Source organism: Pseudomonas sp. PS01300 (assembly GCF_029960155.1).
Classification (GTDB): Bacteria; Pseudomonadota; Gammaproteobacteria; order Pseudomonadales; family Pseudomonadaceae; genus Aquipseudomonas; species Aquipseudomonas palmensis.
Map to the genome: position 1 here is coordinate 1 of NZ_JASCPN010000078.1, position 21,151 is coordinate 21,151.

The window sequence follows — 21,151 nt, forward strand, 5'->3', positions numbered from 1 at the left end:
GGTCAAGCCCGCTCCCACAGGGTCTTCGGCGATCCTGTGGGAGCGGGCTTGACCCGCGATGCGGTCACTGCATTACTGCGTCTTGGCTTGGGTAGCCGCCGCCGGCTTCTTCGCCACCGGCTTGGCCGCAGGCTTTTTGACCGGCTGGGCCTTGGCCGCAGGCTTCTTGGCTGGCGCGGCTTTCGCCGGGGCCTTCTTGGCAGCAGGCGCCGCCTTTGCCGGCGCCTGCCTGGCTACCGGCGCAGCCGCAGCGGGCGTTGGCGCCGGCGCAGGTGCAGCGGCTGGGGCTGGGGCTGGGGCTGGCGCAGGAGCTGGCGCCGCATCAACCGGCTTGGCCGGCGCTTTGTCTACCGGCTTGTCACCGCCACCGAACAACCGCGAGAAGAAGCCAGGCTTGCTGTCCTTGGCCGCCACCGCTGCCGCTGCGGCCCCGGCCGCCACCGGCGCCAGCTTGGCCGGGTCGAACGACTTGCCGTTGGACATGTCCACCACCTGGCCCGCCGCGCGCTGGCCGCTGCGCAGAGCGCCTTCCAGGGTGCCGGGGTACAACGCATCGGTGTGTTCGCCGGCAAACGCCACGCGCTGCACCGGACGCTCCCACAGGCGCCAGAACTTGCTGATCTGCCCCGGCCCGTAGGCGAGGTAGGCACCGCCCGTACCGGCATCGGTGCTGTAGCGACGCACTTCATAACCGGTGAACGCGCCACGCGCCTGCGGGTAGAACGCATGCAGGCGAATCAGCACCTGGTCGACCATCTGCTTGTCGCCGAACGCCTGCAGCAGGCGCGCGTTGTCACCGGACAGGTTGATCACCACGTTGGCGCCACCCTTGAGCGCCGGCTCGATCCACAGCATGCCCAGGCCGGTGTTGCTGTAGATTTCGCCCGACATGCGCGCACGGCTTTCCCAGACCGGGGTCTTGAACTTGAGCAGCAGCTGGTCGCGCCAGCCGTAGTTGGTGCCCTTGAGCGCCGCCAGGTGCTGGTTGTCCAGGCCCGGGGTCATCTGGATCTTGGCCAGGGCGCGCAACGGTATCGCCAGCACCACGTAGTCGGCGCTGTAGCCCACCGCGCCGACCTTGACCGTGACGCCGCCCTTGTCCTGGATGATGGCGCTGACCGGTGCGCTGGTCTTGATGGTCTTCAGTTGCTTGACGAAAGCCTGCGCCAGCACCGGGCTGCCGCCGGGCAGACGGGCGGCGCGCAGGTCGCGATCGCTCACATCGCGGTACACGCGGGTCTGCTGCGCGAAATACAGCAACGACAGGCGCGAAGGCTCGTCGTAGCGTGTACGGATCTGCTGGTTGACCAGCTGGCGCGCGGTCGGTGGCAGTTGCAGCTTGTCCAGCCAGCCGGAAACGTTGAGCTGGTCGAGGGCGAACAGGGTGCTGTTGGCCGCCGGGTTTTCAGGGTCGCTGATCGAGCGCGCCAGGTCGTCGAGGGTCTTCTCGTAGCGCTTGAGTGCCTCGGCGGTGGCCGGCTGCTTGGTGGCCAGGTCTGCGGCGCTGAAGTACTCGCCATCGATCAGGTAGCTCGGTACGCGCACGAACTCCGGCGCCGGCAGGGTGGCCAGCTTGAAGGTGTCGAGGTAGCGGTTGAGGGTCGGCTGGGCCTTGCTGTTGCCGATCCACTCGCTGGTGGCCAGGCCCGAACGCCCGCCCATGCCCGGCTTGGCTTCCAGCAGGGTCACCTGCCAGCCCTTGTTTTGCAGTTCGTAGGCGGCGGTGAGGCCTGCCAGGCCGCCACCGACCACGATGGCCGTCGGCTGCTTGGCAGCCGCGAGGGCGCCCGCGCTGAACAGCCCTATCATTACCAGCGCGCAGGCGCGCAGCCAACCAGCAGACATTCGGCGAACTCCGGATCAAAGGCGGAAAATGCGGGGTGAACCCCCCGGGAAAAACGTCGGTGAAGGATACGTCAGGCCGCCCGGGCCTGCCACTAATGCCCGCACCGTTTGCGCCTTATGGGTTGTCCTGCCCCGGCGCTTTGCATAGGCTTGCGCGGTTACCCGAACCCGCGTCGCCAGGAGAGAGCCCATGGGCCTGAATCAACAGTGGATGGAACGTGACCTCAAGGTCCTGTGGCATCCCTGCACCCAGATGAAAGACCACGAGCACCTGCCGCTGATCCCGATCAAGCGTGGCGAAGGCGTATGGCTCGAAGACTTCGAAGGCAAGCGCTACCTCGACGCGGTGAGTTCCTGGTGGGTCAACGTGTTCGGCCACGCCAACCTGAAGATCAACCAGCGCATCAAGGACCAGGTCGACCAACTCGAACACGTGATCCTCGCAGGCTTCAGCCACCAGCCGGTGATCGAGCTGTCCGAGCGCCTGGTCAAGCTCACCCCCGAGGGCCTGAACCGCTGCTTCTACGCCGACAATGGCTCCTCGTGCATCGAAGTGGCGCTGAAGATGAGCTTCCATTACTGGCTCAACAAGGGCCAGCCGGACAAGAAGCGCTTCGTCACCCTGAGCAACAGCTACCACGGCGAGACCATCGCGGCGATGTCGGTGGGCGACGTGCCGCTGTTCACCGAGACCTACAAGGCACTGCTGCTCGACACCCTCAAGGTGCCCAGCCCCGACTGCTACCTGCGCCCCGAGGGCGTGAGCTGGGAAGACCATTCGCGCACGATGTTCGCCGCCATGGAACAGACCCTGGCCGAGCACCACCAGAGCATCGCCGCCGTGATCGTCGAACCGCTGATCCAGGGCGCCGGCGGCATGCGCATGTACCACCCGGTGTACCTCAGGCTGCTGCGCGAGGCGTGCGACCGCTACGGCGTGCACCTGATCCACGACGAGATCGCCGTAGGCTTCGGGCGCACCGGCACGATGTTCGCCTGCGAGCAGGCCGGCATCCGCCCCGACTTCCTGTGCCTGTCCAAGGCCCTCACCGGCGGCTACCTGCCGCTGGCCGCGTGCCTGACCACCGACGAGGTGTACAGCGCGTTCTACGACGATTACCCGACCCTGCGCGCGTTCCTGCACTCGCACAGCTATACCGGCAACCCGCTGGCCTGTGCTGCGGCGCTGGCGACCCTGGACATCTTCGAGCAGGACAACGTGATCGAGGCCAACAAGGCCCTGGCCACACGCATGGCCGCGGCCACCGCGCACCTGGTCGACCACCCGCATGTGGCCGAAGTGCGCCAGACCGGCATGGCCCTGGCCATCGAGATGGTGCAGGACAAGGCCAGCAAGACCGCCTACCCGTGGCAGGAGCGGCGTGGCCTGAAGGTGTTCGAGCATGCCCTGACCCGTGGTGCGCTGCTGCGCCCGCTGGGCAGCGTGGTGTACTTCCTGCCGCCGTACGTGATCACCCCCGAACAGATCGACTTCCTGGCCGAGGTGGCCAGCGAGGGCATCGATATCGCCACGCGCAGCAGCGTGAGCGTGGCGGTGCCGGCCGATTTCCATCCTGATTTCCGCGATCCGGGCTAAACAGCATCGCGGGGCTAGCCCGCTCCCACAGGGATCACCTCTGACCCTGCAGGAGCAGGCTTGACCCGCGATGGCGCCCGAACTGCCTCCATCTATTCAGAGCAGAACCATGAGACTGTCCCGCTTCTTCATCGACGCCCCCCTGAGCCTGGGCGAGCACGACCTGCCCGAGGCCCAGGCCCACTACATCGGCCGCGTGCTGCGCATGGCGCCGGGCGATTCGGTGCAACTGTTCGACGGCAGCGGCCAGGAATACCTGGGCGAACTGCTCGAGGTCGGCAAGAAGAGCGTGCGCGTCACGCTCGCTCAGGCCCTCCCCGGCCAGGCCGAATCCCCCCTGCACGTGCACCTGGGCCAGGGCCTGTCCCGTGGCGAGCGCATGGACTGGGCGATCCAGAAGGCCACCGAACTGGGCGCCAGCGTGATCACCCCGATCGTCAGCGAACGCTGCGAGGTGCGTCTGAAGGACGAACGTGCCGACAAGCGCCTGGCCCACTGGCGCCAGGTGGCGATCAGTGCCTGCGAACAATGCGGGCGCTCGACAGTGCCGACAATCCATTCGCCGGTGCTGCTGGCAGACTGGCTCAAGGCGCGAGACGAGGCGCTGAAACTGGTGCTGCACCCGGTGGCCGAACCCTTGACCAGCCATGCCAGGCCCGCGAGCCTGGCGTTTCTGATCGGGCCGGAAGGCGGCTTGTCGGAGGTAGAAGTGGAGCAGGCCAAGGCGGCGGGGTTCCATGCCGCGCGCCTGGGCCCGCGGGTGCTGCGTACCGAAACCGCGCCAGTGGTGGCGCTGGCAGTGGCGCAGCAGCTGTGGGGCGATTTCTAGATCGCGTCGCGGCGTTCGCCGGCAAGGCCGGCTCCTACTGCAGGAGCCGGCCTTGCCGGCGAAGGGGCCCTAAAGCACGTAGAAAAATATCGCGATAAAGTGCAGCAGGCTGCCGGCAATCACGAACAGGTGCCAGATGCCATGCCAATGGCGGAAGCGGCTGTCATAGGCAAAGAAGATGATGCCGATGGTGTACAGCGCGCCCCCCGCCGCCAGCCAGGCGAACCCCGCCGTACCCAGGCTGGCCAGCAGCGGTTTGACCGCCACCAGCACGATCCAGCCCATCAGTGCGTAGATCACGATGGACAGCACGCGCGCCTCGGAGCGCGGCTTGATCTCCTGCAGCATGCCGATAACCGCCAGCCCCCACACCACCCCGAACAGGCTCCAGCCCCACGGACCGCGCAGGCTCACCAGGCAGAACGGGGTATAGCTGCCGGCAATCAGCAGGTAGATCGACAGGTGATCGAGCTTGCGCATGATCACCTTCGCCCGCCCGCGCACGCTGTGATAAAGGGTCGAAGTGCTGTACAGCAGCATCAGCGTGAAGCCGTAGATGGCCAGGCTGACGATCTTCCAGGGGTCGCCCTGCATCCCGGCCACCACCAGCAGCCAGATCGCGCCGATGCAGGCCAGAACCGCGCCCACCAGGTGGGTCCAGGCATTGAAACGTTCACCGTGGTACATGCATTGATGCCCTCCGTAGAATGATTCGCTCCCCTACCCTACACAAGCCCGGCATCAAGTGCATTACGCGGTTGGTACTAGGCCCCGGCCGTCTGCAACAGCTGTTCCAGCCCGGGCAGGTCCGGTACCCGCGCCACCTGCTCGCCCACCTGCACCGCCGCCAGCTCCAGCGGCGCCAGGGGCACATCGACGTAGTTGAGCTGGCTGTCGAGCTTGCACGTGCGCGGTATGCCCTGCACCAGCAGGGCGAAGAAACGCCGCGGCGTATCGCCCAGGGCATTGAGCACCACGATGCGCGCGCGCTCGCCAACCTGGGTCTGGCCACCGCAGGCCGCCTCGAAGCTCAGCAGCGGCAGGCGCTGGCTGCGCCAGTCGATCCAGCCCAGCAACCAGGCCGGCTGATGCGGCAAGGGCGTGCACGGCTGGTAGCCGATCAGCTCGGCCACCGCCACGTTGGGCAGCACCAGGCTGCGGTCGCTCAACGGCAGCAACAGCCCGGTGAGGGTGTTGCGCCGATTGTTGCGAGGGGTCTGTTCAAGCATGCGGGGTACTCCAGCGGGCAATGCTCTGCAGCAGCACCGACTCCTGGTAGGGCTTGCCCAGGTAGTCGTTGACGCCAATGGCCATGGCCCGGTCGCGGTGCTTCTGGCCGGTGCGCGAGGTGATCATGATGATCGGCAGGTCCTTCAGGTGCGGGTCCTGGCGCACCTGGGTGGCCACCTCGAAGCCGTCCATGCGTGGCATCTCGATGTCCAGCAGCAGGATGTCGGGACGGTGCTCGGCCAGTACACTCATGGCATCGACCCCATCCTTGGCCGTCAGCACGTTCATGCCATGGCGCTCCAGCAGGCGCCCGGTCACCTTGCGCACCGTGACCGAATCGTCCACCACCAGCACCAGCAACGGACGTGCGGCGGCATTGCCAGGGTGCTCCAGGCGCAGGCGTGCGGCGCCCTGTGCCACCTTGGACAACTGCAGGTGCAGCGCACGCAGTTGCGCCAGCAGGTCGAGAATCAGTACCACGCGGCCATCGCCCAGCAGGGTCGCCCCGGCCAGCCCGTGCACTGCGGCAAACTGCGGGCCAAGGCTCTTGACCACGATTTCACGGCTGGCCGCCAGGCTGTCCACCTGCACGGCGAACTGCTGGTCGTGGGCCTGCACCAGCAGTACCGGCAGCGGCAGGCTCTGCCCCAGCAGGCGCGGCTGCACCTCGCCCTGCAGCAGTTCGCCGAGGTAGCGCAGTTCATAACGGTGGCCGGCGTAGCGGTAGCACGGCGGGTCCAGCTGGTAGCAGGCCTCGAGCTCGGCCGGCGGTACACGGACCACGCCCTCGATGGTGTTCAGCGGCACCGCGTACTGTTCTTCGCCGTAGTTCACCATCAGTGCGCGATTGACCGACACGGTGAACGGCAGGCGAATCAGAAAACGCGCCCCCTTGCCCGGCACCGAGTTGATCACCATCGAGCCGCCCAGTTGCTTGACCTCTTCGTGCACCACGTCCATGCCCAGGCCACGCCCGGAAATCTGGGTGATCTTCTCGGCAGTGGAGAACCCGGGCCGCAGGATGAACTGCATCACCTCGTGATCGCTCAGTTCGGTGGCAGGGTCCAGCAGGCCGCGCTTGATCGCCTTTTGCCGCACCGCCTCCAGCGGCACGCCGGCGCCATCGTCGGTCATTTCGATGACGATATCGGCGCCTTCGTGCAGCAGGTTGAGGGCGATGGTGCCCTGCTCCGGCTTACCCGCCGCCAGGCGCGCCGCACGGTTTTCCATGCCGTGGTCGACGGCGTTGCGCAGCATGTGTTCCAGCGGCGCCACCATGCGTTCGAGCACGCTGCGGTCCAGCTCGCCCTCGGCATTGCCCACCACCAGCTCGACCTGCTTGCCCAGCTCGCTGGCAACCTGGCGCACCACCCGCTGCAGGCGCGGCACCAGGCGCTCGAACGGCACCATGCGGGTGCGCGTCAGGCCTTCCTGCAACTCGCTGTTCACCCGCGCCTGCTGTTGCAGCAGGCTGTAGGCGTCATGGGCACGCACGGCCAGGGTTTCCTTCAGGTCCAGCAGATCGGAGGCCGACTCGAACAGGGCCCGCGACAGCTGCTGCAACTGTGAATGACGGTCCATTTCCAACGGGTCGAAGTCGTCATAGCCCAGCGCCTCGCCTTCGCTCTGCTGGCGGCTGAGGATGCGCCCCTGGGTCTCGGTATCGAGCCGGCGCAGCTGGTCGCGCATGCGCTCGAGCGTGGTTTCCATCTCGCCCAGGGCCACCTGTGCATCGTTCACCTGCTGTTCGATGCGCCCGCGAATGATCGAGTTCTCGCCCGCCAGGTTGCCCAGGTCGTCGAGCAGCTCGGCCGTCACCTTGACCATGTCGGCCGGGGCACGCTCCGGGCTCGGCGCCGCCACTTCCACCGGGGCCACCTCGGCGCCGGGCGTTGCGGCGGCGGTGTCGCTCAGGGCAGCACTGCTGAAATTGCGGATATAGTCGATCAGCGCCGTGGCGGCGTGCAGCGGCTGGTGCAGGCGCACCGCATCGAGCATGTGCGCCAGGCGGTCATGGCAGTTCTGCAGCAGGCTGAACAGCGCCGGGCTGGGTTGCAGCTGCCCGGCCGCCAGGTGTTCATAGAGGAATTCGAGTTCATGGGCCAGGTCGCCGATGGGCGCGATCTCGACCATGCGCGCACCGCCCTTGAGGGTGTGCAGGTCGCGCAGCAGGTTCTCCACCTCCACCCCGTTGCGCGGGTCGGCCTGCCAGCGCAGCAGCGCGGCACCGGCACTTTCGGCGATGTCGAAGCCTTCCTCCAGAAAGATCTCCAGCAGTTCCTTGTCGCCCTCGTGACGCTGGGGCTCCGCCGGCTTGCCTTGGGGCTCGGGTGCCGGTGCGGTGTGACGGAACTCGCGCAGGGCTGCCAGCTGTTCCACCACCAGCTCCGTTGCCTGACCCTGCTGCACCTGCTCGAGCAGACGCCCGAGCAACGCATGGCTTTCACGCAGCAGGCCCGGCAACAGGTTGCCGGGCTGGTAACGGCGATCGACCAGGCCCTCGTAGAGCAACTCCAGCTCCTGGGCCAGCACCTCGACCGCACCCACCTGCGCCAGCTGTGCGCCACCCTTGAGGGTCTGCAGGTCGCGCTGCAGCGACGACAGCGCCGAGCCGTTGTCGGGGTCGCCGGCCCAGCGCGCCAGGGCCTGGTCGGCCCCTTCGAGGATGTCGCGGGCCTCCTCCAGAAACAGCTCGACCACCTCGCTGTCGTGCGCCTGGCGTTGCAGCGCGCGGGTGGCGTCGCCCAGTTCGGCGATCTGCCCGGGCTGCTCGCCCTGGCTGCGCACCAGGCCCATGGCATCCGGCGCCAGGCCTTGCTCGAGCAGCTCGCGCAATGCGTGCAGGCGTTGCGGTTGCGGGTCCACTTCCTGGCCGGCGGCAATCTGGTCGAGCATGTCGATCAGGGCTTCATGGGCCCGTTGCGCCTCGCCGAAGAAGCGCTCGCTGACCGCCAGGCTGCTCTCCTCCACCGCGCCGTACAGGTCCAGCAGCGCCTCGCACAGTTCGTCCACCTGCCACAGGTCGGCCAGGTGCGCGCTCTGCCCCAGGGTGGTCAGTTCATCCAGCAGCGCAGTCAGCTCCTGGCGCTCGCCGGGGTGCTCCTGCCAGCGTTGCAACAGGGTTTCGGCGTCCAGCAGGATGTCCATGCCCTGGGCCAGGAAGCTGGCGATCAGTTGCGGGTCGCGCTTGACCCGCAGGCCCTGGCTCGGCGCATCGCGCAGTGCCTGCAGGCGCGCAGCAACCACCTGGTCGATCTGTTCGATGAGGGTCCGGGCACCGCCGATGGGTGCCAGCGGGGTGCTGTCGAGCTGTGCCAGACCGCGGCGCAGCAGCGGTTCGGCCATCTGCAGCAGGTACAGCTCGTCAAGGTCCAGGCCCAGCTGGTGGGCCTTGAATTCGCGGGCCAGCAGGTCCAGTGCGCTGGCCAGCTCGGCGATCGGCACCACCCCGGCCATCGCGGCGCTGCCCTTGAGGGTATGCAGCGCCCGTTGCAGGCTGTCGCTGACCGGCACCGGCAACTGCACCTCGGCGGCCTGCAGGAACTCGTCGACACTGGCCAGGTGGGTCTGCGCCTCGTTGCGGAAGATCTCCAGCAGGCGCGGGTCGAAGGCCGGCTCCGGGGCTGTGACGCCCAGCGGGTCGTTCATCGCCAGCGCATGCAGGCGCGTGGCCAGGCGCTCGACCTCGGCATGGGGCAGAGCCTGGGCCTGGGCGAATTCGTCCAGCAACGGCGTCAGCAGCGCAATGCTCTGCTCGAGCCCGGCCAGCACATCGCCGCTGGCTTCGACCCGGCCTTCGAGCATGCGGTTGAGCAGGTGCTCGGCGGCCCAGGCAAGCTCGGCCAGCACCTGGGCGCGCACCATGCGGCCGCTGCCCTTGAGGGTGTGGAAGGCGCGGCGCATTTCCACCAGCGCGTCACGTGCCGCCGGGTTGCCCCGCCATATCGCCCAGTGCTGTTGCAACTGCTGCAGCACCTCCTCGGCTTCCTCCAGGAACACCTCGCGCAGCTCGTCGTCCAGCGGCGCCTCAAGCATCTCGGGCGCTGGCGCGGGTGCCGACGGGGCCGGCGGCAGGCTCGGGAACCCCAGTGCGGCCAGGGCCAGCTGGGTGCGCTCGAGCCATTCGTCCAGGTCGGCCTGGGGGTCGATGGCGCGCCATTGCAGGTACAGCTCCAGGCTGCACAGGGCATCGGCCAGGTGATCCAGCGCGGCGTTGTCCGGCAGCCGCTCGGCGTACAGCAGGTGGGTCTCGACGTAATCATGGCAGCGCCGCACCAGCGCCGCCGCCCGGGGCAGCATGAGCATCGCCAGCGCCCCGCGGATCTGCGTGAACAGCCCCGGCAGCGGTTGCAGGCGCAGGCGATCCCAGCCGGCCTCCAGGCAATCGGCGATCAGGTCCTTGGCCTGCAGCAGCACGCCGTGGGCCTCGTCCAGCACCAGTCGGCGAATGTCGTCCAGGTCGGTGCCGGGTACGCTGGCCTGGCTGACCGACTCGATCGAGCCCACCATGCCGCCCAGGGTCGCCTCGACATACAGCAGCGCCCCGGCAACATCCATCAGCAGCGCATCCTCGGGCACCCGCTGGCCCTGGGCCAGGGCCTGAAGCACCGTCACCTGGTCGATGATCACCCGGCGCGGCTGGCCGAAGCCGAGCACCGCCAGGGTATCGGCGATCTGGCGCAACGGCGCCAGCAGCGGGGCCAGCGCCTCGACCTGCTGGCGGTCGCTGCGCACGAATAGGTCCAGTTGCTCCTTGATGCGCACCAGGTCTTCGCGCACTGCCAGCACCACCGAACGCATCGCATCGCGCCCCGGCACCGCCTCAAGCGGGTCCCGCAGCGCGCCGAGGCTCAGGCCTAGCCCCGCAGCGGGCTCGGCGACGGCCTGCTCGCCCGGCAGGCTGGCCTGGGCCAGCGCCGGCGCGCCACGCGCGGCACGCAACGGGTTGAGCAGTGGCAGCACCAGCAACGGCAGCTCGTGCCGGGCGCCGCGCAGGCGTTGCAGGTACTGCGGCAACTGCTCCAGCGCCCTGAACAACGCGCCCAGCGCGTCACCGCGAGAGGCCACGCGGCCTTCGCCCAGGGCCTGGGCCAGTTGCTGCATTTCACGGGTCAGCAAGGCCGCACCTTCCAGCTCGAGCATCTGCAGGCAGCCGCGCACCTGGCGCAGCGGCGCGTCGAAACGCTCCAGCACCTGGCTGTCGCCAGCGTCGCCGGCAAACTGCTCCAACGCCTGGCGGGCCTGGGCCAGGCAGTCGTCGATGGGGCCCTTGACCCAGGCCAGGGCCACCTTGTCGTGGCGCTCGGCGATACGCAATTTAGTAGCCATAAAGTCCCACGCGCCGGTCAGCGCGGCTCCGTGGTTGGCGGCAAGGTGAAGCCCGACACCGAACGGCGCATCTCGCTGGCCATGCGCGCCAGGTTGCCGATGCTCTCGGCGGTGGCGGTCGAGCCGGACGAGGTCTGCGAGGTGATCTGCTGGATCACCGCCATGGTGTGGGAGATCTGCCCGGCCGACGAGGTCTGCAACTGCGCGGCATCGGAAATGCTGTGGATCAGTTCGGCCAGGGTCTGCGATACACCCTCGATTTCGGCCAGCGCCACCCCGGCATCCTGCGCCAGACGCGCCCCGCGCACCACTTCGGCGGTGGTCTGCTCCATGGAGATGACCGCCTCGTTGGTGTCGGCCTGGATCGCGCGCACCAGCGCCTCGATCTGGCGCGTGGCCGAAGATGAGCGCTCGGCCAGGCGCTGCACCTCGTCGGCCACCACCGCAAAGCCGCGCCCGGCCTCGCCGGCCATCGACGCCTGGATCGCCGCGTTGAGGGCGAGGATGTTGGTCTGGTCGGCAATGTCGTCGATCAGGCTGACGATGTCGCCGATTTCCTGGGACGACTCGCCCAGGCGCTTGATGCGCTTGGCAGTGTCCTGGATCTGCTCGCGGATGTTGTCCATGCCGTTGATGGTGTTGTGCACCACCTCGTTGCCCTTGTTGGCAATGGCCACCGAGCGCTCGGCCACCTTGGCCGACTCGTAGGCGTGCCCCGACACCCGGTCGATGGACTCGGCCATGTCGCCCACCGCAATCGATGCATCGGTGATCTGCTGGGCCTGGTGCTCGGAGGCCTTGGCCAGCAGGTGTGCGGTGGTCTGGGTCTCCTGCACCGCGCTGGCGACTTCCTCGGCGCTGAGGTTGATGGTCGCCACCAGGTCGCGCAACTGGTCGATGGAATAGTTGATGGAGTCGGCGATGGCCCCGGTGAAGTCCTCGGTGACCGAGGCGGTGACAGTCAGGTTGCCGTCGGCCAGTTCCTGGATCTCGTTGAGCAGGCGCATGATCGCCTGCTGGTTGCGTTCGTTGGTTTCAGCGGTTTCGCTGAGCTGGCGATTGGTTTCGCGCACCATCACCAGCCCGATCAGGATGATCGAGGCCAGCGCCAGCAGGCCCAGCACGTAGCCGCCGACGGTATCCAGGGTGCGCCCGGAGGCCAGGTTCTCGAAGCCGTTGGCCAGGTGCGAGGCTTCGTCGAGCAATGTCTGCGACAGGCTGAAGATGCTGCCGGCCGCCTCGCGCACGCGAAACAGCTCGGGCGAGGTTTCAAGAATCTCGTCGACGGAGCCTGCGACAAACTGGAACAGCTCGGCGATCTCGGCCAGGCGCGCACGGGCATCCGGGTCCTGGACGCGGGTGACCTGGATCGACGGCGCGCCGCCGAGCATGCCGTCGAGCACCTGGCCGAAGCGGCTGGCATCGCGGCCGAAGGCATCGGCGGCCTGCACCGCGGTGTCGTCGCCGGCCAGCACGGTGTTGACCGAGCCCAGGATGCGCTCGGCCAGCAGCGACTGGCGCTGGGCCACCGCCACCTGGCTGGCGGGGGCGCCACTTTGCAGCAGGATCTCCACCACCTTTTCGTACTCGACCTGCAACTGCGGCACGGTCTCGGCCAGGGTCGCGGCCACCTGGTGCAGCGACAGCACGGTCTGCTCGCTGGCCAGGATCGCGTCGGTGCTCTTGCGCAGGCTCTCCCAGTCGCGTTGCACCGCATCCATCTCGCCGCGTACCGCCACCGGGGCCGACGGCAGGCCGGTGGCCGGGTCGCCTTTTTTCAGGTAACCCCAGCGCTGTTCGAAATCGTTGCGCGCATCGTTGAGCAGCTTGAACGCCACGGCCTTGCCGGCAGCGGCCTCGGTGGCGTTCTTGGCGATGCGCTGGGACAGCACGCGCAGCTCGCCGGCATGGCCGATGTACTGCTTGTCGTAGTTGGCCTGGGTATTGAGGTAGGCGAAGTTGGCGAACAGCAGAATGATCGACAGGATCAGCACGATGAACAGTGCGGCGATCTGCGCACTGCTGCGCGAGCCTTGTACCGAGGGGCGGGTCTTGAACTTGGTCACAGGTCTGGCATCCCTTTACAACGCCACATCGAGAAAGCCTGGCGCCTGGGCCAGGGCGAAGGGGCTGAAAATGCCCCAGCAGTGCTCGCGCTGAAAGTGCCCCTGCACGAAGGGGGCCGCAGCCGGCAGCAGCGGCGCCGGCGGCGACAGCTCCAGGCCGTGCAGGGCAAAGTGCTGCAGGCCCACCACTTCGTCCACCAGCAGCCCGGCGAACAGCTCCTCGTGGTCCAGCACCAGCACCCGCCGCTGCTTGCGCACCACCGACAGGCCCAGGCCGAGAAAACCGCACAGGTCCATCACCGGCAACAGCCGCCCGCGCAGGTTGGCCACCCCCGCCACCCACGGCTTGACCCCGGGAATGCGGCTGAGCCGGGGTTCCTGCAGCACTTCGGCGACCTCGCCCATGGGCGCCACGAACCAGTGCTCGGCCATGCGAAAGCCGATGCCGCTCCAGGTCTGCAGGCGGGTTTCCTGCAATGGCAGGTCGGCCGCCAGCAGGCGACAGCGCCGGTCGATTTCGAGCAACAGCTCGAAGGCGGTCAGCGATTCGCCCATGCGCCGCGTGGTCAAGCCTTGAGAACTTTGTTCAGGACCTGGATCAGGGTGTCTTCGTCCACCGGCTTGGTCAGGTAGTCGCTGGCGCCCTGGCGCTGGCCCCAGACCTTGTCGGTTTCCTGGTCCTTGGTGGTGACGATGATCACCGGGATGCCCTTGGTGACGTCGTCCTTGCTCAACTGACGGGTCGCCTGGAAGCCGTTCATGCCGGGCATCACGATGTCCATCAGCACCGCGTCGGGCTTTTCCTGGCGGGCCAGGGCCACGCCATCGGCGCCGTTCTCGGCCTTGAGCACCTGGTGCCCGTGCTTTTCGAGCATTCCGGTCAGTTTGTACATTTCGGTCGGCGAATCGTCGACGATCAGAACTCGGGCCATGCTGTTCCCCAATAAAGGCATGACGCCGCGGCCAGGAGGGCGGCGGCGTCAGGGTGCGGGTTGTTCTTCTGCGGCGAAACCCGGCACATGGGCGCGGATCGCATCCAGCAGTTCTTCCTTGCTGAAAGGTTTGGTCAGAAATTGATCAGAGCCCACCTGGCGGCTGAGCGCCTTGTCGAACAGGCCGTCGCGCGACGACAACATGATCACCGGGATGTCCTTGAACGCGCTGTTCTGCTTGATCAGCAGGCAGGTCTGGTAGCCATCGAGGCGCGGCATCAGCACATCGACGAAGATGATCCCCGGGGTGTGGTCGACGATCTTGCCCAGGGCGTCGAAACCGTCGACCGCGGTGACGACTTCGCAACCGGCTTCGCCCAGCAGCTTTTCGGCAGTGCTGCGAATCGTCTTGGAGTCATCGATCACCATCACCTTCAACGCCGTGTCGGGCTGTACCATAATTGCTCTACCATCGCCTGGAAGGGCCTTGCAGGCCACGTGCCAGGCCTTTTTAGCACACTCTGGGGGTGCATTCCATCGAGCCTCGCCGCGCCCTGCGCCGATGCCTGCCGGCTGACGTTTCCCCTTGACCGCCAGCCCGCCGGGCGCCACCCTGACGCACTTCAATTCGAGCCACTGCGGCAGCACGCCGCCGAGAGGAAATACCCCATGAGCGTTCGCCTCGGGATTGTCATGGACCCCATCGCGCAGATCTCCTACAAGAAGGACAGCTCGCTGGCCATGTTGCTGGCCGCCCAGGCCCGTGGCTGGTCGCTGTTCTACATGGAGCAGCACGACCTGTACCAGAGCGAAGGCGTGGCCCGTGCCCGCATGCGCCCGCTCAAGGTGTTCGCCGACCCCGAGCACTGGTTCGAGCTGGAGGCCGAGACCGACGCCGCGCTGAGCGAGCTGGACGTGATCCTGATGCGCAAGGACCCGCCCTTCGACATGGAGTTCGTCTACAGCACCTACCTGCTGGAGCAGGCCGAGGCCGCCGGGGTGCTGGTGGTCAACCGTCCGCAGAGCCTGCGCGACTGCAACGAGAAGCTGTTCGCCACGCTGTTCCCGCAGTGCACGCCGCCAACCCTGGTGAGCCGGCGCCCGGACATCATCCGCGAATTCGCCGCCAAGCACGGCGACGTGATCCTCAAGCCGCTGGACGGCATGGGCGGCACCTCGATCTTCCGCCACCGCGTGGGCGACCCCAACCTGTCGGTGATCCTCGAGACCCTGACCGCCCTGGGCACCCAGCAGATCATGGCCCAGGCCTACCTGCCGGCGATCAAGGACGGCGACAAGCGCATCCTGATGATCGACGGCGAGCCGGTGCCGTACTGCCTGGCGCGCATCCCGGCCAGCGGCGAAACCCGCGGCAACCTGGCCGCCGGCGGTCGTGGCGAGGCCCGCGAGCTGACCGAGCGCGACCGTTGGATCGCCGCCCAGGTGGGCCCGACCCTGCGCGAGAAGGGCCTGTTGTTCGTCGGCCTGGACGTGATCGGCGAGCACCTGACCGAAATCAACGTGACCAGCCCCACCTGCATCCGCGAAATCGACAACGCCTACGGCACGCAGATCGGCGCGCAGTTGATGGACGCCATTGATCGCAAGCTCAAGGCACGCTGACCGCCGACAAGTGGCGGGCCCGCGTTGTGGGGTATCATGCCGGTCCATTCTCGACTGGCACCCCGCTGCGCCGGCCCTGCCCCGGCTGCTGGATAATCGATGACGCTTCCTGCCGACCTTCCTGCCGATTTTGCCCCGCCCCGTGTCCGCGCGGCGGACCGGCTGGGCTTTACCCTGTTCCTGGCGGCGCTGCTGCACCTGGCGCTGATCCTGGGCCTGGGGTTTACCTTCGCCAAGCCTGAAGAAATCCGCCGCACCATGGAAATCACCCTGGCCACCTTCAAGAGCGAGGCACCGCCGAAGAAGGCCGATTACCTGGCGCAGGACAACCAGCAGGGCAGCGGCACGCTGGACAAGAAGGCAGTGCCCAAGACCACCGAGATCGCCCCGTTCCAGGACAGCAAGATCAACAAGGTGACGCCGCCCCCGGCCGCGAAGCCCGAAGTGGCGCCCCAGCCGGCCCCGCCCAAGGCGGTGGTGGCCACCACCAGGCCCAAGCCGCAGAAGGTCGAGACCCGCCCCAAGGAGCAGCAGCCCAAGGTGCAACCCAAGGCGGCCACACCGACGTTCGACAGCGCCGACCTGTCCAGCCAGATCGCCAGCCTCGAGGCGGAGCTGGCCAACGAACAGCAGCTGTATGCCAAGCGCCCGCGCATCCACCGCCTGAGCGCGGCTTCGACCATGCGCGACAAGGGCGCCTGGTACAAGGATGAATGGCGCAAGAAGGTCGAGCGCATCGGCAACCTCAACTACCCGGACGAGGCCCGCCGCCAGCAGATCTACGGCAGTTTGCGCCTGTTGGTGTCGATCAACCATGACGGTTCGCTGTACGAGGTGCTGGTGCTCGAATCTTCCGGGCAGCCGCTGCTGGACCAGGCGGCGCAGCGCATCGTTAGGCTGGCGGCGCCGTTTGCGCCGTTCACCGGGGACCTGTCGGATATCGATCGGCTGGAAATTGTTCGAACGTGGCGCTTCGCCCGTGGGGATCGGTTGTCGAGCAACTGATCGCCGAAGGTGTACTCGCCTGACATCGTCAAGCGGCTCAAGTAACACCTGTAAGTACGAGTGTTCGTAATCAAAACTACCGAAGCTGGCCAACAAAAAATGTTGTCGCGCAATTGAAGCAGTACCAGCACTTACAACAACTGCGAGGCATGCCTCAACTGCTAGACAGTGAGAAGAGTTTCAACTCGCCATGTCAGATCATTAACCTTCGAGTGGGTTGTTGACGGCAGTAGACCAGTTCAGGTTGTTGCCTACTGTGCCATCGTCTTCAAGGTGCCTAACAGTAAATTGGTAGCCATGGTGAGGGTTTGGGCCAGGTGGCTTGAAGGTAATTGTGAAACACCCATTCTCGTACGTCTTACCCTCGCCGCAGTATTCTCCGGTCCCACTGACACAGACCAGATAAGCGCGATCGGGGTCACCGCGTCCTGTAAGCGTTACCTCACTAGTAAAGAAATTTCCGATTGCATCGGTGATAGACATCCGAGTGATCATTGCACTTCTCCTTTAGATAAGCCAAATGCTCGGTTTGCGGTGAGACTATGAATTGATCCAAACCACCTGTCACCTGACACAGTTACCAGTTGTAGGTCGCCGCGAAAAAAATGTACCCGCTTCAAAAAGCAGCGCAGTGCCGCGACATCAGCAACCGCAGGGTCACCTAACTAGCGCCTCACACAGCAGCCCGTGCTGATTAGCACCGCCAAGAAACAGGCATAATCGGCCCGCAGGCTCGACACGCACCTTGTCAGCGTGGCCGCTCGCCGCCACACTAACCCCCATGAAAAACCTCAGCCCGAGTTACCTCAAGCATCAGTTCCTGATTGCCATGCCGCACATGGCCGACCCGAACTTTGCCCACACCCTGACCTACATCGTCGAGCACAATGCCAACGGTGCCATGGGGCTGGTGGTCAATCGCCCGCAGGAGCTGAACCTGGCCGATATCCTCGAGCAGCTGCGCCCGGACACCGAGCCGCCGGCACGCTGCATCCACGTGCCTATCCATATCGGCGGCCCGGTACAGACCGACCGCGGTTTTGTGCTGCACACCAACGACAAGACCTTCCAGGCCACCGTCCAGCTAGACGGGCTGGCCCTGTCGACCTCGCAGGACGTGCTGTTCGCCATCGCCGACGGCGTGGGCCCGGCGCAGAGCCTGATTACCCTGGGCTACGCCGGCTGGGAAGCCGGGCAGCTGGAAGCGGAACTGGCCGACAACGCCTGGCTCAACTGCCCGTTCGACCCCGAGATCATCTTCGGCATGGCCTGCGAGCAACGCCTCGAAGCCGCCGCAGCCAGCCTGGGCATCAACCTCAGCCTGCTCACCAGCCAGGCGGGGCACGCCTGATGGCGGCGCTCAAACTGCTGCTGGGCTTCGACTACGGCACCAAGCAGATCGGCGTCGCCGTCGGCCAGGTGATCACCGGCCAGGCACGCGAGCTGTGCACCCTGAAGGCGCAGAACGGCGCACCCGACTGGGCCCAGGTGGAAAAACTGTTCAAGGAATGGCAACCCGACGCGGTAGTCGTCGGCCTGCCGCTGAACATGGACGGCACGCCCAGCGAAATGAGCGCGCGCGCCGAGAAATTCGCCCGACGCCTGAACGGCCGCTTCAACGTGCCGGCCTACACCCACGACGAGCGCCTGACCACCTTCGAGGCCAAGGGCGAACGCATGGCCCGTGGCGGCCAACGCGGCAGCTACCGCGACAACCCGGTGGACGCGATTGCCGCCGCCCTGCTGCTGCAAGGCTGGCTCGACGCCCACGCCGAACAGGCCTGAACCCGACCATCGGTTACACGCCGGGCCAGCTCTCTGCCCCGGCCTCTTGAGGAGCAAGCATGAGCCTACCCAACCCCGCCGAACTGATCCGGCAGATGGCCGTTGACCTTCGCGCCCACCTGCAACGCCGCGCCATCGCCGAACCACGCTTCATCGGCATCCGCACCGGCGGCGTATGGGTGGCCCAGGCGCTGCTGGCCGAGCTGGGCAGCGATTCGCCGCTGGGCACCCTCGACGTGTCGTTCTACCGCGACGACTTCAGCCAGAACGGCCTGCACCCGCAGGTGCGCCCGTCCGAGCTGCCGTTCGAGATCGAAGGCCAGCACCTGGTACTGGTGGACGACGTGCTGATGAGCGGGCGCACCATCCGCGCCGCCCTCAACGAACTGTTCGACTATGGCCGCCCGGCCAGCGTGACCCTGGTGTGTCTGCTGGACCTGGATGCCGGCGAACTGCCGATCCGGCCAAACGTGGTGGGCGCCACCCTGTCGCTGCAAGCCCATGAACGGGTAAAATTGTCCGGCCCCGCGCCGCTCGAACTCGAGCGCCAGGACCTCGCTTCCGCTTCCGCCCTTTAAGAGTCCCCCGCGATGACGCCAATCGACGCCAAGCGCCCGCTGCAGCTCAATGACCAGGGCCAGCTGCGCCACTTCCTCTCGCTCGACGGTTTGCCCCGCGAACTGCTGACCGAAATTCTCGACACGGCCGACTCGTTTCTCGAAGTCGGCGCGCGTGCGGTCAAGAAAGTCCCGCTGCTGCGCGGCAAGACCGTGTGCAACGTGTTCTTCGAGAACTCCACGCGTACCCGCACCACCTTCGAACTGGCCGCCCAGCGGCTGTCGGCCGACGTGATCACGCTGAACGTGTCGACCTCCTCCACCAGCAAGGGCGAGACCCTGTTCGACACCCTGCGCAACCTTGAAGCCATGGCCGCCGACATGTTCGTGGTGCGCCACGCCGACTCGGGCGCCGCGCACTTCATCGCCGAGCACGTGTGCCCGGAGGTGGCGATCATCAACGGTGGCGACGGGCGCCACGCGCACCCCACCCAGGGCATGCTCGACATGCTGACCATTCGTCGCCACAAGGGCGGCTTCGAGAACCTCTCGGTGGCCATCGTCGGCGACATCCTGCACTCGCGGGTGGCGCGCTCGAACATGCTCGCGCTGAAAACCCTGGGTTGCCCGGACATCCGCGTGATCGGCCCCAAGACCCTGCTGCCGATCGGCATCGAACAGTACGGCGTGAAGGTCTACACCGACCTGGAGCAAGGCCTGAAGGACGTCGACGTGGTGATCATGCTGCGCCTGCAGCGTGAGCGCATGACCGGCGGCCTGCTGCCCAGCGAGGGCGAGTTCTACCGTCTGTTCGGCCTGACCACCGCACGCCTGGCCGGGGCCAAGCCCGATGCCATCGTGATGCACCCCGGGCCGATCAACCGTGGCGTGGAAATCGAGTCGGCCGTGGCCGACGGCGCCCACTCGGTGATCCTCAACCAGGTCACCTACGGCATCGCCGTGCGCATGGCGGTGTTGTCCATGGCCATGAGCGGGCAGACCGCGCAACGTCAATTCGAGCAGGAGAACGCCCAGTGAGCCTGAGTATCCTCGGCGCCCGTGTCATCGACCCAACCAGCGGCCTGGACCAGGTCGGCGACCTGCACATCGACGCCGGCAAGATCGTCGCCATCGGCGCTGCCCCGGCCGGCTTCAAGCCCGCCCGTACCCTGGACGCCACCGGCCTGGTGGCCGCGCCCGGCCTGGTCGACCTGAGCGTTGCCCTGCGCGAGCCCGGCTACAGCCGCAAGGGCAGCATCGCCAGCGAAACCCGCGCCGCCGCCGCCGGTGGCGTGACCAGCCTGTGCTGCCCGCCGCAGACCCGGCCGGTGCTCGACACCTCGGCAGTCACCGAGCTGATCCTGGACCGCGCCCGTGAAGCCGGGCACAGCAAGGTGTACCCGATCGGCGCATTGAGCAAGGGCCTGGAAGGCGAGCAACTGGCCGAGCTGATCGCCCTGCGCGATGCCGGCTGCGTGGCCTTCGGCAACGGTCTGAACAGCTTCACCAACACCCGCACCCTGGCCCGCGCGCTGGACTACGCGGCCACCTTCGACCTGACGGTGATCTTCCATTCCCAGGACCGCGACCTGGCCCAGGGCGGCCTCGCCCACGAGGGCGCGATGGCCAGTTTCCTCGGCCTGCCGGGCATTCCGGAAACCGCCGAGACCGTGGCCCTGGCCCGCGACCTGCTGCTGGTGGAACAGACCGGCGTGCGTGCGCACTTCAGCCAGCTGACCAGCGCCCGTGGCGCCAAGCTGATCGAACAGGCCCAGGCCCGCGGCATGCCGGTAACGGCGGATGTGGCGCTGTACCAGTTGATCCTCACCGACGAGGCGCTGCGCGACTTCTCCAGCCTGTACCACGTGCAACCGCCGCTGCGCACCCGCGCCGACCGCGACGGCCTGCGTGATGCGGTCAAGCGGGGCGTGATCCAGGCGATTTCCAGCCATCACCAGCCGCATGAGCGCGACGCCAAGCTGGCGCCGTTCGGTGCCACCGAACCGGGCATCAGCAGCGTCGAGTTGCTGCTGCCGCTGGCGATGACACTGGTCGAGGACGGCCTGCTCGACCTGGCAACCTTGTTGCAGCGTTTGTCTGCAGGCCCTGCGGCGGCCCTGCGCCTGCCGGCCGGGCAGTTGCAGGTGGGTGCGGCGGCAGACCTGGTGCTGTTCGACCCGCAGGCCTCGACCGTGGCTGGCGAACAATGGCGCTCCAAGGGCGAAAACTGCCCGTTCATCGGGCACTGCCTGCCGGGTGCGGTGCGTTACACCCTGGTTGACGGGCACATCAGCCACGAAGCCTGAGTCAAACCCTTCGCCGGCAAGGCCGGCTCCTACCGGTAGGAGCCGGCC

At 66.9% G+C, this 21,151-nt stretch carries 17 protein-coding genes; 9 read left to right on the top strand and 8 right to left on the bottom strand.

All coding sequences use genetic code 11. The annotated features are described in order from the left end of the window. Nucleotides 1-72: 72 nt before the first annotated feature. A complete protein-coding gene (locus QMX96_RS24135; RefSeq protein ID WP_282362591.1) occupies nucleotides 73-1,845 on the bottom strand; it encodes a flavin monoamine oxidase family protein in 1,773 nt (590 codons plus the stop codon). Between the two features lie 190 nt (nucleotides 1,846-2,035). On the opposite strand from QMX96_RS24135, the gene QMX96_RS24140 reads away from it, so the two are divergent. Then, nucleotides 2,036-3,442 carry an adenosylmethionine--8-amino-7-oxononanoate transaminase gene (locus QMX96_RS24140; RefSeq protein WP_282362592.1) on the top strand — a complete coding sequence of 469 codons (1,407 nt, stop codon included), beginning with the start codon at nucleotides 2,036-2,038 and terminating at the stop codon, nucleotides 3,440-3,442. A gap of 109 nt (nucleotides 3,443-3,551) precedes the next feature. After that, nucleotides 3,552-4,271: a 16S rRNA (uracil(1498)-N(3))-methyltransferase gene (locus tag QMX96_RS24145; protein WP_282362593.1), complete on the top strand. Its 720-nt coding sequence runs from the start codon at nucleotides 3,552-3,554 to the stop codon at nucleotides 4,269-4,271. Between the two features lie 69 nt (nucleotides 4,272-4,340). On the opposite strand, the gene QMX96_RS24150 is transcribed toward QMX96_RS24145, so the two are convergent. From QMX96_RS24150 to pilG, 7 genes are all read right to left on the bottom strand, one after another. Continuing rightward, nucleotides 4,341-4,958 carry a hemolysin III family protein gene (locus QMX96_RS24150; RefSeq protein WP_043862136.1) on the bottom strand — a complete coding sequence of 206 codons (618 nt, stop codon included), beginning with the start codon at nucleotides 4,956-4,958 and terminating at the stop codon, nucleotides 4,341-4,343. A gap of 77 nt (nucleotides 4,959-5,035) precedes the next feature. Further along, nucleotides 5,036-5,500 (bottom strand): chemotaxis protein CheW, encoded by a 465-nt coding sequence (locus tag QMX96_RS24155; protein ID WP_043862137.1) that lies wholly within the window; start codon nucleotides 5,498-5,500, stop codon nucleotides 5,036-5,038. Beyond that, on the bottom strand, nucleotides 5,493-10,811 hold the full coding sequence (locus QMX96_RS24160) for an Hpt domain-containing protein (protein WP_282362595.1): 5,319 nt from the start codon (nucleotides 10,809-10,811) through the stop codon (nucleotides 5,493-5,495). The genes QMX96_RS24155 and QMX96_RS24160 overlap by 8 nt, the downstream gene beginning before the upstream one ends. 35 nt (nucleotides 10,812-10,846) lie before the next feature. Continuing rightward, nucleotides 10,847-12,895 carry a methyl-accepting chemotaxis protein gene (locus QMX96_RS24165; protein WP_043862138.1) on the bottom strand — a complete coding sequence of 683 codons (2,049 nt, stop codon included), beginning with the start codon at nucleotides 12,893-12,895 and terminating at the stop codon, nucleotides 10,847-10,849. 15 nt (nucleotides 12,896-12,910) lie between these two features. After that, the gene (locus QMX96_RS24170; RefSeq protein ID WP_078479846.1) at nucleotides 12,911-13,465 is read right to left on the bottom strand and encodes a chemotaxis protein CheW; all 555 of its coding nucleotides are present in this window, start codon (nucleotides 13,463-13,465) and stop codon (nucleotides 12,911-12,913) included. After that, the gene (gene pilH, locus QMX96_RS24175; RefSeq protein ID WP_043862140.1) at nucleotides 13,462-13,827 is read right to left on the bottom strand and encodes a twitching motility response regulator PilH; all 366 of its coding nucleotides are present in this window, start codon (nucleotides 13,825-13,827) and stop codon (nucleotides 13,462-13,464) included. Before pilH ends, QMX96_RS24170 begins: the two co-directional genes overlap by 4 nt. A 48-nt stretch (nucleotides 13,828-13,875) precedes the next feature. Then, nucleotides 13,876-14,286: a twitching motility response regulator PilG gene (gene pilG / locus QMX96_RS24180; RefSeq protein WP_043862141.1), complete on the bottom strand. Its 411-nt coding sequence runs from the start codon at nucleotides 14,284-14,286 to the stop codon at nucleotides 13,876-13,878. Between the two features lie 210 nt (nucleotides 14,287-14,496). Between pilG and gshB the strand changes: the two genes are divergently transcribed. The 7 genes from gshB to QMX96_RS24215 all read left to right on the top strand — a co-directional run bounded on the left by gshB (nucleotide 14,497) and on the right by QMX96_RS24215 (nucleotide 21,103). Beyond that, complete coding sequence (gshB, locus tag QMX96_RS24185; protein ID WP_043862142.1) at nucleotides 14,497-15,450, top strand: glutathione synthase; 954 nt, start codon at nucleotides 14,497-14,499, stop codon at nucleotides 15,448-15,450. Between the two features lie 99 nt (nucleotides 15,451-15,549). After that, on the top strand, nucleotides 15,550-16,455 hold the full coding sequence (locus QMX96_RS24190) for an energy transducer TonB (protein ID WP_043862143.1): 906 nt from the start codon (nucleotides 15,550-15,552) through the stop codon (nucleotides 16,453-16,455). 781 nt (nucleotides 16,456-17,236) lie between these two features. Then, nucleotides 17,237-17,806 (top strand): YqgE/AlgH family protein, encoded by a 570-nt coding sequence (locus tag QMX96_RS24195; RefSeq protein WP_043862144.1) that lies wholly within the window; start codon nucleotides 17,237-17,239, stop codon nucleotides 17,804-17,806. Continuing rightward, nucleotides 17,806-18,240, top strand: a complete 435-nt coding sequence (ruvX, locus tag QMX96_RS24200; protein WP_043862145.1) for a Holliday junction resolvase RuvX — start codon at nucleotides 17,806-17,808, stop codon at nucleotides 18,238-18,240. The genes QMX96_RS24195 and ruvX overlap by 1 nt, the downstream gene beginning before the upstream one ends. A 59-nt stretch (nucleotides 18,241-18,299) precedes the next feature. Beyond that, the gene (gene pyrR / locus QMX96_RS24205; RefSeq protein WP_054915766.1) at nucleotides 18,300-18,818 is read left to right on the top strand and encodes a bifunctional pyr operon transcriptional regulator/uracil phosphoribosyltransferase PyrR; all 519 of its coding nucleotides are present in this window, start codon (nucleotides 18,300-18,302) and stop codon (nucleotides 18,816-18,818) included. A gap of 12 nt (nucleotides 18,819-18,830) precedes the next feature. Further along, nucleotides 18,831-19,835: an aspartate carbamoyltransferase catalytic subunit gene (locus QMX96_RS24210; RefSeq protein ID WP_043862147.1), complete on the top strand. Its 1,005-nt coding sequence runs from the start codon at nucleotides 18,831-18,833 to the stop codon at nucleotides 19,833-19,835. Further along, on the top strand, nucleotides 19,832-21,103 hold the full coding sequence (locus QMX96_RS24215) for a dihydroorotase (RefSeq protein ID WP_282362594.1): 1,272 nt from the start codon (nucleotides 19,832-19,834) through the stop codon (nucleotides 21,101-21,103). Before QMX96_RS24210 ends, QMX96_RS24215 begins: the two co-directional genes overlap by 4 nt. Nucleotides 21,104-21,151: the final 48 nt, after the last annotated feature.